We start from the raw sequence: 16,456 nt of genomic DNA on the forward strand, positions 1-16,456 counted from the left end.
ACGGCCAATATTCCCTACGATATTTTCATCGTTTTCTCCTACTACAGCTCCGAAGATTTCATTCAGGCAACGTGCCAGAGTTCGTAGATTTCCGGAGAAACATATGGCTCTCTTTGGCGTCGTGATCACCGTTCTGATGTGGAGTACTTTGGCCGCGAGCGTCGCATCGCTTCACAACATCCCGACGCTGCTAGTGAACGGTATCGCGTTGACGATTGGCGGCCTCATCGGTCTGCCGTGGTCGCGGCAATGGCGCATGCCATTCAGTCTGGCACTGCTTGGAACGGCCTCGATGTTTGGCTACCACGCGCTGTATTTCTACGCTTTGCAGCTCGGCGAGCCGGTCGGCGTGAGTCTGATTCACTATCTCTGGCCACTGCTCATCGTGGTATTTACCCCTACATCTCGGCAAGCTGGCACACCAACGATGCGTCGTCTTTTTGGCGTGCTGATCGGATTTGGCGGCGCCATACTCGCCTGCCTTGCCGGTGTGCATCAATCGGCAAACTCAGCGGCAGCGCCAGGAGCCGTATCGCTAACCATCGCATATGGGCTGGCCCTGCTGTCCGCCTTTGCCTGGGCGGGATATTCACTGCTTGGCCCCCGATACGAATCGGTTTCGAGCCATTCAGTAGGCTTGTTCTGCCTGGTCGCGGGTGTCGCGAGCCTCGGCCTCTTCGCCGTGCAGGGCCAATGGCCAGTTCTTTCTCTGCAACAGACGGCTTCACTGGCCTACCTGGGCCTCGGACCAATGGGAAGCGCATTCTATCTTTGGGACTACGGGATGAAGCGTTGTGATCCCAGCAAGGTGGCAATGCTCAGCTATCTGACTCCAGTCCTGTCCACTATTGTTCTGTGCGGACAGCAAGGCCAGCCGATTACAACAATGACATGGATGGGCGCCGCACTAGTCACCGTTTCCATCGCTACGACCGGTCGAAATAAACCGAGGCTTGCGACAACGGCATCCGGGATGAGTACAGGGAAGGCACGATCGGATTGACGGAGCTCACAACCCGCTTGGTACCGCTCCGCATCTGCGTGGGCCAGCTGGATAGGCGCGATGTCATGGTCCCAAGCACGCGGCCGCATCCTCTTGCGGCTGCGCAAATCAGGCCGAGTGACGTTGGTAATGTCAGGCGTCACACTAGTGCTGCAATACGCTCCATTCAACCGGAAAGGCAGACTCGATTTCCTCTGCTTCATCTAACGCAAAGTCTCGGACGATAAAGATCACCGCATTCTCGTATGCATCGGTCGACGAGAGTTGACGTGGCGCTGCAAAGGTCGTGCCGACACTCTGCAATAGGACCTGCTGCATAGGCGCGCTCCCCGGGACGATCGCCTTCATTCTCAACAGCCGCTCGCCCATTGTTCCGGCAACATTCTCGAGCCAGTCGAGCACATCATGCCAGTCTGGCCGTGACGCGATCCGAGCACGATACACTCGCACACGCTCATGCAGAAGGACGCGTGGTCTTATCGCCCTCTTGTCTACGAGAAGTGGCTCAGTGCCTGTCAGATCGTCCAGATGTCGGAACGACTGCTGCGCACGGTCCGAGAAGGAAAGCTCGTTGACGATTCGTGCAAGAGGATTCAACGCTCTTGCCGTATCCGCAGCGAGTAATCGGGCGTGGGGATCAACCAAGTCGATCTTGGTCAGGACGATCGTGTGTGCCGCACCAATCTGTGCAATTGCGTCGTTGGAATCGTCAAATTCCCCAGGAGGACGAGTGCAATCGTAGGTCACGACGATATGGACGCGCAGCCTTAACGCCGCCAGCTGACTGAGCGCAAGAACAATCTGCCCTGGTTTCGACAGGCCGCTACATTCGAGCACTATGCGTTCGAACGGTGGGAGCGACGCCTGCTTCTGGGTAGATACCAAATCATCGATCGTCGTCACGAGGTCATCGCTCAATGAGCAACAAACGCAGCCGTTGCTCAGCGTCGCCAGCGTTGCACCACGTGCCGATTGAGAAAGTATGGCTCCATCGATGTTGACCGCACCGACCTCGTTGACGATCACCGCCGTTGCCACGTCGATCGTTTCGCCGGCAAGAAGAGCCTCGATAAGCGAGGTTTTACCGCTACCAAGCATTCCGGCCAGAATCACCAACTGGGTCGACGCGCTCATAGCCTTCACACTGCCGGGACTGTGAACGGACCTTCGCCAGATGGCCAGGTTTCGGCAACCATCTCACGGACATCCGCAAGCAACTCGGCGACATCGAACACCATACCGCCCTTGATCGTGTATCGAAGCGCTCGCTGTTGCTCCACCTTGCGATACTCGTCGTTCAGCCGTAGCGCCCCAGTCCCGAATAGGAGCTTGAAGTCCGACAGAGGGTTCTGGTCGTGTACAAGCAAATCGGCACGCCGTCCGACTTCGAGCGTCCCGGTGTCGTCGTCGATGCCAAGCAGTTCCGCTCCATGCAAAGTCGCGGCACGCAGCACTTCCAGAGGTGAAAAACCTGCTTCCTGCAGCAACTCGAGCTCTCGAACGAAGCCGAAACCGTAAATCTGGAACATGAATCCCGAGTCGCTACCGACGCATACACGACCGCCAAGGTTCTTGTAGTCGTTCAGGAACGCCATCCAGATACGGAAGCTCTCACGCCACTCGAGCTCGTTCTTGACCGACCATCGGTAGAAGTACGCACCATGCCCGCCGCGCTGCGGCTGGAAATACTTCCACGTCGTGCTATCCGTATAAGCATCATGCCATTCCGCTCGACGAGCACGCATGAGGTCTCGATTGGTGTCATAGACATTCATCGTCGGTACAAACGTATGACCCACGTCAAGGAATGCCGCCAACACATCGTTCCATTTTTGACTGCCAGGACGCGCTGCTTGCAAGAACGTCTGGCCGGCCGTTGCGAAGCGGAGGTACTCGTCGTTGTAGTTGTACTCATCGCCGAATCCTTGCAACGTGCGGCCATCGAATAGAGCCTCGGGAAGACCGTAAGAATGCTCGGTGCTAGTCAACCCCCATCGCGCCGTTCTCAGCGCATTCATCCGCCCCACTGACAGTTGCGCGTGGTGGCAGCAGGTTCGCAGACCGAGCTTCATGCATTCGTCGAGCGCGGCCTGCATGATCGCTGGCGGTGCTCCGAAGAACTTCACCCCCTCCGCCCCCTTGTCTCGCACCTTTCGAAGCCACTCGCGCCCTTCTTCCGGACGGTAGATCGTCTTCAGGTAATCGTTGACTGCAGGGAAATAGACGTATGGATGCAAACGCGGCGCAGCAATTCGATGCGATTCTGCCGCGTCACGCTGTTCGGACGTCCACGCCAATCCGTTCATGCAACCCGCTTCTCGGACTGAGGTCACGCCATGCGCCAGCCACAACTTGTAGATATAGTCGGCCGGCATCATCTCGCCGTTTTCTGCGTGAAATGGCGTTCCGATGTGCGCATGGCTGTCGACGAAACCCGGCGTAATGAATTTGCCGGTGCAATCAATCTCCGGCTCACCGGCTGCCGGCCGTCGCGTGTCGTTGATCGGCAAACCAGGCACGCCGACGGCGACAATTGCAGCGATTCGATCGCCCTCGATAACAACGTCCGCCGGCCCCCACGGGGGGGCCCCGGTGCCATCAATGATGGTTGCGCCGCGTAGCACGAGGCGCTCAAACGGCCCGTCCCCACGGTTTCGTGTTGTCGATGGCTGAAGTTGCCCCAGCCCTTTCCGGCCAAAGCCCGCCACCATCTCCTCGCCCACCTCGATCTGGGGATTGGAGGAATTCATCATGTTGTCTCCCAGCCCACTTTTACGTGCGATGTGGCACGGCAAACATCACCACACCGACACGGCATCAGAACACTTTCGTGCCCGGTGCGACATCCCGCTCGGTCGTCAGGTAAACGACTGCACCTTCAATCTGCTGAACACCGAGCATCAGCACTTCCGACTTGAAACCTGCAATCCGCCGTGTGCCGAGATTGACCGCACAAACGACCGATTTCCCGACGAGTTGCTCAGGCTGATACAGCGCCGTATATTGCGCGCTCGTCGTACGTTCACCCAGCTCGCCCAAATCTATCCAGATCTTGTACGCGGGCTTCTTGGCTTCCTCGTTGATTTCGACGCGAACCACCTTGCCGACGCGCATGTCGACCTGGTTGAACGCCTCATAGGCAGAGATTTCACTCATCATTTTTCTCGCTTCGCTTCGATTTCACAAGCGCTCGAAGCAATCGTTACCGACCTTAGATAGCGTGCGGCTTCCCCCAGATCACCCCATGCAATACGAGCCTCCGATCTGTCGGGGTATGTTTCGCCCACGTCGTTGATCCAGACATCCTGATAGCCCATCTTGGCGGCCAAGCGATGCGCGATGCCGTCATCACGCGTCCAAATCCACGCACATCGCCCCTTTCGGCCAGATGACGTCATCTCGATCAGCTCATCACCGTCGGTGAATCTCAATACGGGTAGAAGAGGTCCGGCATGTGCGTCTTCGACGACGCGCATGCCGGGCCGCACGCGATCGAGGACAGTAGGAGCGAAGTACAGACCGCCAAGGCGCTTCCCGCCAGCAACGACAACTGCGCCATCCGCTACGGAATCTTCGATCTGCTCCTCAATGATCGTAAGCGTCAAGCTATCGATCAAGGGACCAACCTCGGTATGTTCGTCCAATGGATCTCCGTGTCGCAATTCGGATGCACGCGCTGCTACGGCACTCACGAACTGACTCGCGATGCGCTGGTCCACATAGACACGATTCGAGCTCGTGCAGTCCTGTCCGGAATTGCGCATGAACGTGACCTCGATGACTGCGTCCGCGGCGCGTTCAACATCCGCATCGGCCAACACAATGAACGGCATTTGCCCGTCAACTTCGAGGAATGCGTCTCGGCGAACATCTGCACACATACGCGCCAAATGCAGGCCAACGTCCCGGCTACCGGTAAACGACACCATCGCAACGCGCGGATCGGCCAGACAAACATCAGTGGTCGCTAGCGGATCATCTGTCGTCAACACCTGCAGGCTTCCTTCAGGAGCACCTGCATCACTCCACAGGTTTGCAATCGTCAAGGCGCTCAGTGGCGTACGTGACGACGGCTTCAGAATTACGGGGCACCCGGCAACAAACGCCGGTGCAACTCGACGTACAACAGTGAGTACCGGCTGACACCAGTTGGTGATCGCAACGACCGGGCCAATACCTCGCAACTGCCGTTTTAGCTGCCATTCGTCGCGGTACTCAATGACCGCCGATACCTTCGACTGGCTACTGCTGCCTGCGTAACTCTCGATCACGCGGACCGCTGCACGAACTTCCCGTCGAGCTTCGCTAATAGGCTTGCCGGTCTCGATCGTCACGGTCGTCGCGACGCGGTCGGCCTCTTGAGCCAACATTGCTGCCCAGGTTCTGAGCAGCATAGCCTTCTTGTTCGAATCCGCGTCACGTAAGTCACTTTCGACACTACACGCCGCCTCGAGTGCGAGGAGTACGTGCTGACGTCGACACGCCGATACCTGAGCAATGACGTGTCCGGTCGCAGGGTTCGTGACCGGAAAGGTTGCGGCCCCCTGATCGAGCACACCCGCGAGACGCGCATGCCATCTGGGGATCACCCCACGGGTGTGCATTTCGCGCATGGCTCAGGCAGAACGCTTCGCAGCGGCGACCGCACGGCCAAACATGGCGAGCCCATCAGCGACGTCTTGAGTCGACGTCGTGAGCGGCGCGAGGAAACGGACCACGTTGCGCTCGACACCGCACTTGATGATCAGCAGACCCTCGTCGCGTGCCGCGTCGAGAACACCCTGCACGAGAGCGGCGTCCGGCGCCTTCGTCTGCCGGTCGGTCACGAACTCGACCGCCACCATTGCACCCGTCTGACGCACTTCACCCATTTCTTCGTGAACCTCTGCGATTTCCAGAAGCCCTTCACGCAGTTGCGCTCCGATCTCCCGGCTGCGCTCGAGCAGGTTCTCACGTTCGAACACATCGAGTACTGCATTCGCCGCTGCACAACCGAGCGGATTGCCGCCATACGTCCCGCCCAGGCCACCAGGCGACGGAGCATCGACGATCTCGGCACGCCCGACGACGCCCGAGATCGGCAGTCCGCCCGCAAGGCTCTTTGCGACCGTAACGAGATCCGGCTGGATGCCGGAATGCTGAAAGCCGAACATCTGGCCGGTGCGGCCGAAACCGGTCTGGATCTCGTCAGCGATCAGCACAATTCCGTGCTTCTGCGTCAGTGCTCGCAGTGCCTGCATGAATTCGGCTGGCGCCGCAAGGAAACCGCCGTCGCCCTGCACCGGCTCGAGAATGATCGCCGCCACACGGTCCGCGGCAATTTGCGTCGAGAAGATCTGCTCGAGCGCCGCCAGCGCATCGTCCGACGACACGCCGTGATATGCGTTGGGATACGGCGCGTGGAAAATATCCGGCGCGAACGGCCCGAAGTTCTGCTTGTACGGCGCGCTCATGCCGGTCAGCGACATGCCCATCAGCGTACGGCCGTGGAAGCCACCGCGGAATGCAATGACGCCGGACCGGTTCGTGTACCCGCGGGCGATCTTGATGGCGTTCTCGACAGCTTCGGCCCCCGTCGTGAAGAATGCAGCCTTGTAGCCTTGGCCGGGAGCCACAAGCTCGGACAAACGCGCTGCGAGACGAACGTACGGCTCGTAGCCGACCACCTGGAAACACACGTGGGAAAACGACTCCAGTTGCTGCTGGACTGCGGCCACCACAGCCGGATGGTTGTGACCGATGTTCAGCACGCCGATGCCACCGACGAAATCCAGGTACTTCCGGCCCTCCTCGTCCCACAGGTACGCGCCGGCGGCACGCCGGGCAAAAATGGGATGTGCGGTGGCGACACCGCGTGCCACATACGATTGGCGCATTGCGGCCAGGTCGCCGGTCGCATTCAGTTCTCGACTGCTCATGAGCTTCACCTCCTTGGAATGCACTCATGGTAGGAAGCCAGAACGTCGACGAACATCTACTAAAAGTAGGAAAAAAGCTGCCTCACTTCCGTTTTATCGCGCCTTATCCTATCTTTTATACGACTGTAGCCTCCAGACTTCCTCTCTCCTGTGGGTAGTTATGCGATTTGTGACTGAGTTCAATGACTGTGAACGGGCACGAAACATTGACCCGTGCTCCGGCTTTGTGCCGTCGCCAATCATGCGAATCAGGAGTGGTGGAGATGAATACCGTGCAGATGTCCGCGGCCTACGAAGAGGACCGATCGGCGCGGCGACGCGCAATCGTTGCCACCGTACTTGGCAACGGATTCGAGTGGTTCGATTTCATGGTGTATGGCTTCTTTGCGATTATCATCGCGAAGCTCTTTTTTCCGACGGGAAACGACCTGACGTCGCTGATGCTGTCGGTCGCGACGTTTGGTGTGGGATTCCTCGTTCGGCCGCTGGGCGGCATCCTGCTCGGGATCTATGCGGACCGGGCAGGGCGCAAGGCTGCGCTTTCACTCACGATTTTGCTGATGTGCGCAGGTACGGCACTGATCGGTCTTGCGCCGACGTATTCGCAGATCGGTATCGCCGCCCCCTGCCTCATCGTGCTCGCGCGGCTGCTGCAGGGGTTCTCCGCAGGTGGCGAGATGGGAACCGCAACTGCCTTCCTCACCGAGCATGCGCCGCCCGGAAAGAAGGCGTACTACTCGAGCTGGATTCAGACGAGTATCGGCTTTGCCGTCCTGCTCGGCGCATGCTTCGGCACCGGGCTCACCCTGGGCCTGTCGGCGGCGGACGTCGAAAGCTGGGGCTGGCGCATTCCGTTCCTGTCGGGCCTCCTGATCGGGCCGATCGGCTTCTTCATCCGGCGGAATCTCGAGGAAACGCCGGTGTTCCTGAACGCGACCGACAAATCGAAGACGCCGCTCTCAGATGTGCTGCGCGACTATCCGTGGCAAGCATTCGCCAGCTTCGCGATGGTTGTCCTCTGGACCGTCTGCATCTACGTGATCTTGTTCTACATGCCGACTTTCTCAGTCAAGGTACTGAAGCTGCCGTCGTCGGCATCGTTTATCGCCGCAATGGTGGGTGGTGGCGTCATCACCGTGTGCTCGCCCATCACGGGCTGGTGGTCGGATCTTGTCGGACGAAAGTGGCTGCTCGGCGCAGCATCTGCCGCCATGCTCGTTCTCGCATGGCCGATGTTTGCGATGATCGTGACAACGCCATCGCTTGGCACATTGTGCGTGTTCCAGGCTGTATTCGGCGTGCTCATCGCAGTCTATACCGGCCCGATTCTCGCTGCGCTTGCCGAAACATTCCCGACCAAGGTGTTGTCGACCGGCCTGTCCGTCGCGTACAACCTTGCGGTGATGACGTTCGGTGGATTTGCATCACTGATCCTGACCTGGCTGATCAGCAAGACGGGAACCGCAATGGCACCTGCGTTCTACGTGATGTTCGCTGCGGGATTCAGCCTGCTTGGCGTGATCTTCGGCTACCGACAGCCGCGGGCCACCTGACCGTTCTCGAACTCGCGGCACCCCGCCGCGCCACATCCGGGGAGCCGCGATGAAACTCGATACCGCCATTCGCGAAACCGTACTCCGCGACGCCAAGGTCGTTGCCGGCGGGCAGAACTTGCAGCGAGAAATTACCTGGGTGCACATGGTCGACCACCCGGACATCGTGAACTGGGTGAAGTCGGGTGAGCTTCTGCTCTCGACCGGCTATAACTGGCCATCCGATGAAAATGCATCGCGCCAGCTCGTCCGGGACCTGAGCGCAATCGAACTCGCCGGCGTTGTGCTGGCAGTGCCGAACTTCCGCGAGCATTTCCCGCCGGAAGCGATCGAAGAAGCAAACCGCATCGGATTGCCACTGCTGGAGCTTCCATGGGAGATCCAGTTCAGCGATGTCACGCATGAGATCCTAGCCAAGATCATCAATTTCCAAGGTGAGCTCATTGAGCGCTCGGAGCAGCTCCATCGAGCGCTCACCAATGCAGCCGTCTCGGCGACAAGCCTGTCCGATATTGCGCATGCACTCAGCGATCTGCTGGGGCGCCCAGTGGCGTTCACCGACCAGGCTGGCCATATGCTCGGCAACTCGATCAGCGACGCTGACGCCATCGCCGCACTTGAGCCTCAGTTCGTTGATGCAACTCGCAGCGACCTGCATTCTCACTATCGGGTTCCGGCAAACCGGCCGGTGAAAATCCCGTTTCCCGCGGCAGACGGATTCGTGCAACGCCTCTGTCACGCCGTACGCCTTCAAGACACGGTCGTTGCACTCATCTGGCTCGATCTCGTTGACAACGGGAGCGACGAGCTCGACGTACGGGCCATCGAACACGCGAGCGTTGTCGCAGCGCTTCATATGATGCACCAGCGGCAGCTGGCTCAACAGGAAGATCGTCTGGGCTATGCCCTCGTCGCGAGCCTGCTTGACGGCGAATTTACCGCATCTGCAAGTGCTCTCGAGCGTGCTCGCGTCTGTGGCTGGAGCGAGGCCGCGCCATATCGCGTTGGCCTCGTGCTCATTGACGAGCCGATACCGCTGACGACCGAAGGACTCGAGCGCCGCGAACGCTGGGTTGACGCAATAAAGCGTCAACTGCGCGCGAAAGGCATGCCGGAGATGCTTGCAATCTGGCTGAATCAGATTCGATTCATCTTGCCGGCGGATACATCCATGGAAACGCTGTGGGACGCCGTGACGGACAAGCGCGCAGCAATGGCCGTGAGCCGCGTGCATAGCGGCGTGCAAGGAATGGCAACCGGTGCGAAAGACGTCGATGCCTTGGTACCCACGCTACGGCCAGGTCGACTCCATCACTTCGATGAGATCCTGTTTCCTCGTGCGCTCATGGGAGAAGCAGACGCACGCGACATGCTCGTCGAACGACTCGTGTTGCCGCTGGTGGAGAAGCGCCGCGGCGAATCGTTGCTGGAGACTTTAGGCACGCTTTCGGACGAGGGCTTCCAGCTCGCCAATACTGCCAAGGCACTCGGCATACACATCAGCACGCTCCGGTACCGGGTCGAACGAATCGAAAGCGCACTCAACGTGTCGCTGGAAGATCCGCAGACACGCTTCAAGCTGCAGTTCGCCATCGCGCTGTACCGACTTCGCGAAGAATAGCCTTCGCTTTCCTATTTGATATAGGAAGATTTCAGGGCTACCTGACGCTTTAATACGGAAGACTGGCTACACGTCCGGAATGCACCGGCTTTTGCTCGGTATCAGCATGACGGCCATGTTTGCCCCTTGAAATGCGACTTCCGATTAGGCGTGATTCGATGACTTCCGGTACCGCGGCCACTCGCCACGACCTCAACACCCTCCTCGCCCTTCAGCAAACGCTCGAGCGCACGACAGAAGCTGAAGTACGCTTCGATGCCGGGTCGCGCGCAGCCTACGCGTCGGAGGCGTCCAACTACCGTCAGGTACCGATCGGCGTCGTCATACCTCGATCGGTCGACGATGTCGTCCAGATCATGCGCGCATGTGCTGCAGCCGATGTTCCCGTTCTGCCTCGCGGTGCCGGCACGTCGATGTGTGGCCAATCGGTCAACTATGCCGTGGTCATCGACTCATCGAAGTATCTGACAACGATCGAACAGATCGATGTCGATGCCCGCATTGCGACCATCCAGCCCGGTGTTATCTGCGATCAACTGAAGCACTCGGCAGCCAAGGTTGGACTGACCTTCGGTCCGGATCCGGCCACGCACAGCCGCTGCACGCTCGGCGGGATGATTGGCAATAACTCGTGCGGTGCACACTCTGTAATGGCTGGCAAGACTGCCGAGAACATCGAGTCCCTGGAAATCCTGACTTACGACGGAGAATGCTTCTGGGTCGGGCCCACCGACGAATCGGCGTTCAATGCACACCTTGCCGCTGGCGGCCGTCGCGCGGAAATCGTCAGACAGCTCAAGAATCTCGTCGAGCGCTACGGTGACGCGATTCGTGAAGGCTTCCCCAAGTTGAAGCGCCGTGTTTCCGGCTACAGCCTTGACCAGCTGTTGCCCGAGAACGGTTTCAACATCGCGCGCGCGCTGGTCGGCTCTGAGGGAACCTGCGCGACAGTGTTGCGCGCGACAACCAAGCTGGTGACCAACCCGACCCACCGCGTGGTGACGGTATTCGGGTTCCCGACGATCTTTGATGCGGCGGACTGTGTCCCGCAGCTTCTCCCGCTTGGGCCGATCGCAATGGAAGGGCTGGACACGGGCATCATCGGCGGTCTGACCGAACGCGGTCTCGCACTCAACGACATCGCCGAACTGCCGGCAGGAAGCGCATGGTTGATGGTCGAGTTCGGCTCAACCGATGCCAACGAATGTATCGCGCTTGCCGAACGCGCAGCTTCGCTTGCGCTAACGTTCGCCGGCCAGCCGTCCGTCCGCGTGGTCGCCGATGCGCAGTTGATGCGTCGGCTGTGGTCGATCCGCGAAACCGGAGCATCCGCAACGTCGATCGGTAACGATCCTTCCAAGCCGGACCCGGTGGTCGGCTGGGAGGATGCAGCAGTCGAACCGCGTTTGCTGGGTGCATACCTGCGCGAATTCTCCGCGCTCGTCGACCGGTACGGCTATACGACCAATCTCTACGGTCACTTTGGAGACGGTTGCATTCACTCGCGCATCACGTTCGACTTGCGCAATGCCGAAGGTGTTCAGACCTGGCGCCGCTTCCTCGTCGAGGCAGCCCAACTGGTTGTCAAATACGAAGGCTCACTGTCCGGCGAGCACGGTGACGGGCAAGCGAAAGGCGAACTGTTGTCGCTGATGTACTCCCCGGAATTGATGGAAGCGTTCCGCGAATTCAAGGCCATCTGGGACCCGCGCGGCAAGATGAACCCTGGCAAGCTCATCGACGCCATGCCCGTCGATCAGAATCTTCGCCTTGGCCCGACCTATCGACGCGTCGACCATGCCAGCCCGATGACCTTCGGTGACATTGCTCGTCCCGACACGTTCGCACGCGCAACCGAACGCTGCATTGGAATGGGGAAGTGCCGATCGCTGGAGGGCGGCACAATGTGCCCCAGCTTCCGAGCAACACGAGAAGAGAAGTACTCCACACGCGGTCGCGCTCGGCTCCTGTTCGAGTTGCTCAAGGGAGAAGTCATTGAGGATGGCTGGCAAAGCGAAGCCGTCAAGGATTCGCTGGATCACTGCCTCGCGTGTAAAGGCTGTCGCAGCGACTGCCCCACTCATGTGGACATCGCGAAGTACAAGAGTCAATTCCTGTACGAGTACTTCAAGAAAAAGCGGCGCCCGCTCATGGACGCCATGATCGGGCGCATCGGCACGTGGCTACCTGTTGCCACCCACGTCAGTGGAATTGCCAACATGCTGATGCGCAATCGCGCGTTCCGGAAGCTCGGTGCGAGTGCTGGATTGGCGCCCGACGTACGCTTTCCGGCGATTGCTCGGACGAGCTTCCGAAACAGCCACACTGCGAGGGACCTGCTTTCCGGACAGAAGACTAGCGAACTCGCCACCGGTACACCAGTTCTGCTGTGGACCGACACGTTCAATAACGGCTTCTCACCGGACGTACTGGAAGCCGCTGTCCGTGTTCTCGAGTCGCATGGTTTCGACGTTCGGTTGCTCCGCAAACACGTTTGCTGCGGTCGCCCGCTGTACGACTCGGGACTGCTCGATCTGGCTCGACGCAATATCGAAGAAATCATGGAAGGCCTGTCTGACGTGATTGCTTCGCGCATTCCGGTGGTCGTGCTCGAACCTAGCTGCCTTTCCGTTTTCCGCGACGAACTTCGTGCATTGTTCCCCACTGACGAGCGGGCCAAAGCGCTTTCCGCGTCCGTCAAGACGCTTGCGGAACTGCTGCAATCGAATGGTGTGGATATTCCGCAGCTCGACGAGGACGTCCACGTGCACGGCCACTGCCACCAGAAGGCTTGCGGTGGAATGCAAGCTGAATCCCAGCTACTGAAAGAAGCGACCAAATCAGGAACCGTTCTCGCCACTGGCTGCTGCGGCATGGCGGGCGCGTATGGCTACCACACTCGTACCGCTGATATCGCGAAGTCGGTTGCGGAGTCTGAACTCGTTCCTGCCATCAATGCCCTCGACAGCGATGCCGTCATCATCACCGACGGTTTCAGCTGCCGCTCGCAGATTCGCAATACGACTGGGAAGAAAGCAGTTCATCTGGCGCAATGGCTGGATGCGCGCGCCACCTCGTCCGAAGTGACTGTCTCATCGGCACAAGACAAAAAAACAGAGCAGGTATGAATCTCATCAGGTTCCGGCGGATGCCGCACCGCTCTTTTCCGAAGCCGACAAAAGCGGTCGCCGGACCTGACCAAAGGAAGTACTGCGCCGGGCCCCCAATTGAGCTGTTTCTGCTTCCAAGTATGTAATTCGCACGGTGTTTCCGTTGCATCCGTTGCGTAGCATTGAATGCACAGCTGCAACCATCTTTTACGAGGACCATCATGTCAATCTCGGCACTCATCGAATCGGATCGCAAGCATCTGATTCATCCGGTCGTCAACTATCGCGCTCACGAAGATCGCGGCGCCACGATTCTCGAATCGGGTAAAGGTGCCTGGCTTCGCGACGCAGATGGCAATGAACTGCTCGACGCGTTCGCGGGTCTGTGGTGTGTGAATACAGGCTATGGGCAGGAAAGCATCGTCAAGGCGGCGATGGAACAAATGACGCGCCTGCCCTACGCGACCGGCTATTTCCATTTCGCCTCCGAACCGGCGATCAAGCTGGCCCAGCGGCTGGTCGAACTGGCTCCGGCATCGCTCAAGCACGTCTATTTTTCGCTCGGTGGCTCGGACGCCGTCGATTCGGCCATTCGGTTCATTACCCACTACTACAACGCAATCGGCCGTCCGACGAAGAAGCACTTCATCGCACTCGAGCGCGGGTACCACGGATCGTCGTCGATCGGCGCCGGCCTTACTGCCATCGCCAGCTTCCATCGGAACTTCGACGTACCGCTCGCGGTTCAGCATCACATTCCGTCGCCCTACCTCTATCGGAGCGGCACGCCTGACGATCCCGCCGCAATCATTGCCGCGTCTGTCGCCGCGCTCCAAGCCAAAGTGGCTGAAATCGGTCCGAACAACGTCGCAGCCTTCTTCTGCGAACCTGTGCAAGGGTCCGGCGGAGTGATTGTGCCGCCGAAGGGCTGGTTAAAGGCAATGCGGAAGGCCTGCCGAGAACTGGACATCCTGTTTGTTGCGGACGAAGTGATCACGGCATTCGGTCGTACGGGTCCCATGTTCGCGTGTGAGGCAGAAGACGTTGCACCCGATCTCATGACCGTCGCGAAGGGGCTTACCGCCGGCTACGCACCCATGGGTGCCGTCTTGATGTCGGATCAGGTCTACCAGGGAATCGCGGATGGCGGCAAGCGATCCGATGCGGTCGGGCATGGTCAGACTTACTCTGCCCACCCGGTCAGCGCCGCCATCGGGCTTGAAGTGCTTCGCCTGTACACCGAAGGCGGTCTGCTCGCGAATGGTGTCGCACAAGCGCCGCATTTCGCCGCAGGACTCGACAGTCTTCTCGACCATCCGCTCGTGGGAGATTCGCGTCACCGAGGTCTGCTCGGCGCAGTCGAACTCGTCGCGGACAAGGAGAAGCGCACCCGCTTCGATCCGTCGCTCGATCTGGCAAATCGCATCTTCGAAGCTGCTTACCGCAACAAGGTGATCTTCCGCGCATTCGGCGACAACATCCTCGGTTTCGCGCCGGCACTCTGCTACTCGCAAAACGAGATCGAGCAGATGGTCGAACGAGTCCGCAAGACACTCGACGATGTCCTCGACCAACAGGATGTCCGCGCGGCACTTCGCAGCAAGCAAGCGATCCCGGCCTGATATCGCCCCGTACCTCGCGATACCCAATCCGCCGCGGCGGCAAGCGCAAAGCGTGAACCGCCCGGAGGACCCATTTGAAGGAGATAAAGATGTCGTTGACACTCACCCGCGGCGAACTGCTTCGCCGGCAAAACCTGATCGGCGGCCAATGGGTCGACGCGTCCGACAAGGCACGCTATTCGATCAGCAATCCCGCATCCGGCGAGCTCATCGCGGAAGTCGCCAACAGTGCGGCAGCCGATGCACGTGCGGCGACCGATGCCGCGGCCAAAGCGTTCCCGCAATGGCGTGATCGTCTTCCGCGCGAGCGCGCTGAGATTCTGCGCCGCTGGCACGCGCTCATCGTCCAGAACACCGAAGATCTCGCAACGCTCATGTCGATGGAGCAAGGCAAGCCGATGACCGAGAGCCGCGGCGAGGTAGCCTACGGTGCGTCGTACGTCGCGTGGTTCGCCGACGAAGCGACCCGTGTTTATGGCGACATCATTCCTCAACAGCAGCGCGGCAAACGCATGAGCGCTGTCAAGGAGCCCGTCGGCGTCGTCGCAGCGATCACGCCGTGGAACTTCCCGCTCGCAATGATCGCTCGCAAGATCGCGCCCGCACTTGCTGCAGGTTGCACGGTGGTGGCGAAGCCGGCCGAAGACACACCGCTCACCGCCCTGGCCCTGGCGGCATTGGCGCAGGAAGCCGGCGTACCGGACGGCGTACTGAACATGATCGTCGCGGCGCGGGATGAAGGGATCGCTGCGGTCGCCGACTGGCTGGCCGACGATCGCGTCCGCAAGATCACGTTCACCGGTTCGACTGCCGTCGGCAAGCACCTCGCACGGGAATCTGCCGGTACGCTGAAGAAGCTGTCGCTCGAACTCGGCGGTAACGCGCCGTTCATCGTCTTCGACGATGCGGACCTCGACGCTGCCGTCACCGGCCTGATGGCTGCCAAGTTCCGCAACGGCGGGCAGACCTGTGTTTGCCCGAACCGCGTATACGTTCACGCGAACGTGTACGACCGCTTCGCCGACCTGTTGAGCAAGCGTGTTGGTGCATTGAAGGTCGCGCCGGCGAGCGACTCGCAGTCGCAAATCGGGCCGATGATCAACCAGCGCGCGATCGACAAGATCGCCCGCCACGTCGAGGATGCCGTGGCCCATGGCGCAACCGTGATGGTCGGTGGCCGCCGGCTCACGGAACTGGGCCCCAACTACTATGCCCCGACCGTTCTGATCGGCGCTAATCAGGACATGCTGGTGTGCTGCGAAGAGACCTTCGGCCCCGTCGCGCCGCTCTTCCGATTCGAGGATGAAGACGAGGTCATTCGCCTCGCGAACGACACGCCGTTTGGCCTCGCCGCATATTTTTATACCCAGGATGTGCGGCGCATCGACAGAGTCGGGCGCAAACTGGAAGCCGGCGTGATCGGCGTCAATGAGGGAGCCGTTGCGAGCGAAGCCGCCCCGTTCGGCGGTGTCAAAGAATCCGGCTACGGCCGCGAAGGCTCGAAGTACGGTCTCGACGACTACCTGTCGATCAAGTACCTCTGCCAAGGCAATCTGGATTGATCGCTGCGCTCATATAGGCGAGCAGTCGGCATGGCACCCGCTATGCCGGCTACTTGCATAAGGTGCA

General features: G+C 59.8%; 11 protein-coding genes. 6 read left to right on the forward strand and 5 right to left on the reverse strand.

What is annotated here, in order from left to right; all coding sequences use genetic code 11:
* Nucleotides 1–103: 103 nt before the first annotated feature.
* Nucleotides 104–1,003 (forward strand): DMT family transporter, encoded by a 900-nt coding sequence (locus tag U4Z31_RS32785; RefSeq protein WP_321812541.1) that lies wholly within the window; start codon nucleotides 104–106, stop codon nucleotides 1,001–1,003.
* Between the two features lie 144 nt (nucleotides 1,004–1,147).
* Here U4Z31_RS32785 and U4Z31_RS32790 read toward each other — a convergent pair whose 3' ends face one another.
* The 5 genes from U4Z31_RS32790 to gabT all read right to left on the reverse strand — a co-directional run bounded on the left by U4Z31_RS32790 (nucleotide 1,148) and on the right by gabT (nucleotide 6,921).
* Nucleotides 1,148–2,137 (reverse strand): GTP-binding protein, encoded by a 990-nt coding sequence (locus U4Z31_RS32790; protein ID WP_321812542.1) that lies wholly within the window; start codon nucleotides 2,135–2,137, stop codon nucleotides 1,148–1,150.
* Between the two features lie 5 nt (nucleotides 2,138–2,142).
* On the reverse strand, nucleotides 2,143–3,756 hold the full coding sequence (locus U4Z31_RS32795; RefSeq protein WP_321812543.1) for an amidohydrolase family protein: 1,614 nt from the start codon (nucleotides 3,754–3,756) through the stop codon (nucleotides 2,143–2,145).
* A 64-nt stretch (nucleotides 3,757–3,820) separates the two neighbouring features.
* A complete protein-coding gene (locus U4Z31_RS32800) occupies nucleotides 3,821–4,159 on the reverse strand; it encodes a tRNA-binding protein (protein WP_321812544.1) in 339 nt (112 codons plus the stop codon).
* Nucleotides 4,159–5,616 (reverse strand): aldehyde dehydrogenase family protein, encoded by a 1,458-nt coding sequence (locus U4Z31_RS32805; protein WP_321812545.1) that lies wholly within the window; start codon nucleotides 5,614–5,616, stop codon nucleotides 4,159–4,161. The genes U4Z31_RS32800 and U4Z31_RS32805 overlap by 1 nt, the downstream gene beginning before the upstream one ends.
* Before the next feature lie 3 nt (nucleotides 5,617–5,619).
* Nucleotides 5,620–6,921 carry a 4-aminobutyrate--2-oxoglutarate transaminase gene (gene gabT / locus U4Z31_RS32810; protein WP_321812546.1) on the reverse strand — a complete coding sequence of 434 codons (1,302 nt, stop codon included), beginning with the start codon at nucleotides 6,919–6,921 and terminating at the stop codon, nucleotides 5,620–5,622.
* Nucleotides 6,922–7,184: 263 nt separating this feature from the next.
* Between gabT and U4Z31_RS32815 the strand changes: the two genes are divergently transcribed.
* From U4Z31_RS32815 to U4Z31_RS32835, 5 genes are all read left to right on the forward strand, one after another.
* Nucleotides 7,185–8,474 (forward strand): MFS transporter, encoded by a 1,290-nt coding sequence (locus tag U4Z31_RS32815; protein ID WP_321812547.1) that lies wholly within the window; start codon nucleotides 7,185–7,187, stop codon nucleotides 8,472–8,474.
* Nucleotides 8,475–8,523: 49 nt separating this feature from the next.
* Nucleotides 8,524–10,095: a PucR family transcriptional regulator gene (locus U4Z31_RS32820; protein ID WP_321812548.1), complete on the forward strand. Its 1,572-nt coding sequence runs from the start codon at nucleotides 8,524–8,526 to the stop codon at nucleotides 10,093–10,095.
* Between the two features lie 158 nt (nucleotides 10,096–10,253).
* Complete coding sequence (locus U4Z31_RS32825; protein ID WP_321812549.1) at nucleotides 10,254–13,223, forward strand: FAD-binding and (Fe-S)-binding domain-containing protein; 2,970 nt, start codon at nucleotides 10,254–10,256, stop codon at nucleotides 13,221–13,223.
* 203 nt (nucleotides 13,224–13,426) lie between these two features.
* A complete protein-coding gene (locus U4Z31_RS32830; RefSeq protein ID WP_321812550.1) occupies nucleotides 13,427–14,827 on the forward strand; it encodes an aspartate aminotransferase family protein in 1,401 nt (466 codons plus the stop codon).
* Nucleotides 14,828–14,916: 89 nt separating this feature from the next.
* Entirely contained in the window at nucleotides 14,917–16,389 is a 1,473-nt protein-coding gene (locus U4Z31_RS32835) for an NAD-dependent succinate-semialdehyde dehydrogenase (protein ID WP_321812551.1), read from the forward strand.
* Nucleotides 16,390–16,456: the final 67 nt, after the last annotated feature.

The sequence above is a fragment of the Burkholderia sp. BCC1985 genome (genome assembly GCF_905339915.1).
Classification (GTDB): Bacteria; Pseudomonadota; Gammaproteobacteria; order Burkholderiales; family Burkholderiaceae; genus Burkholderia.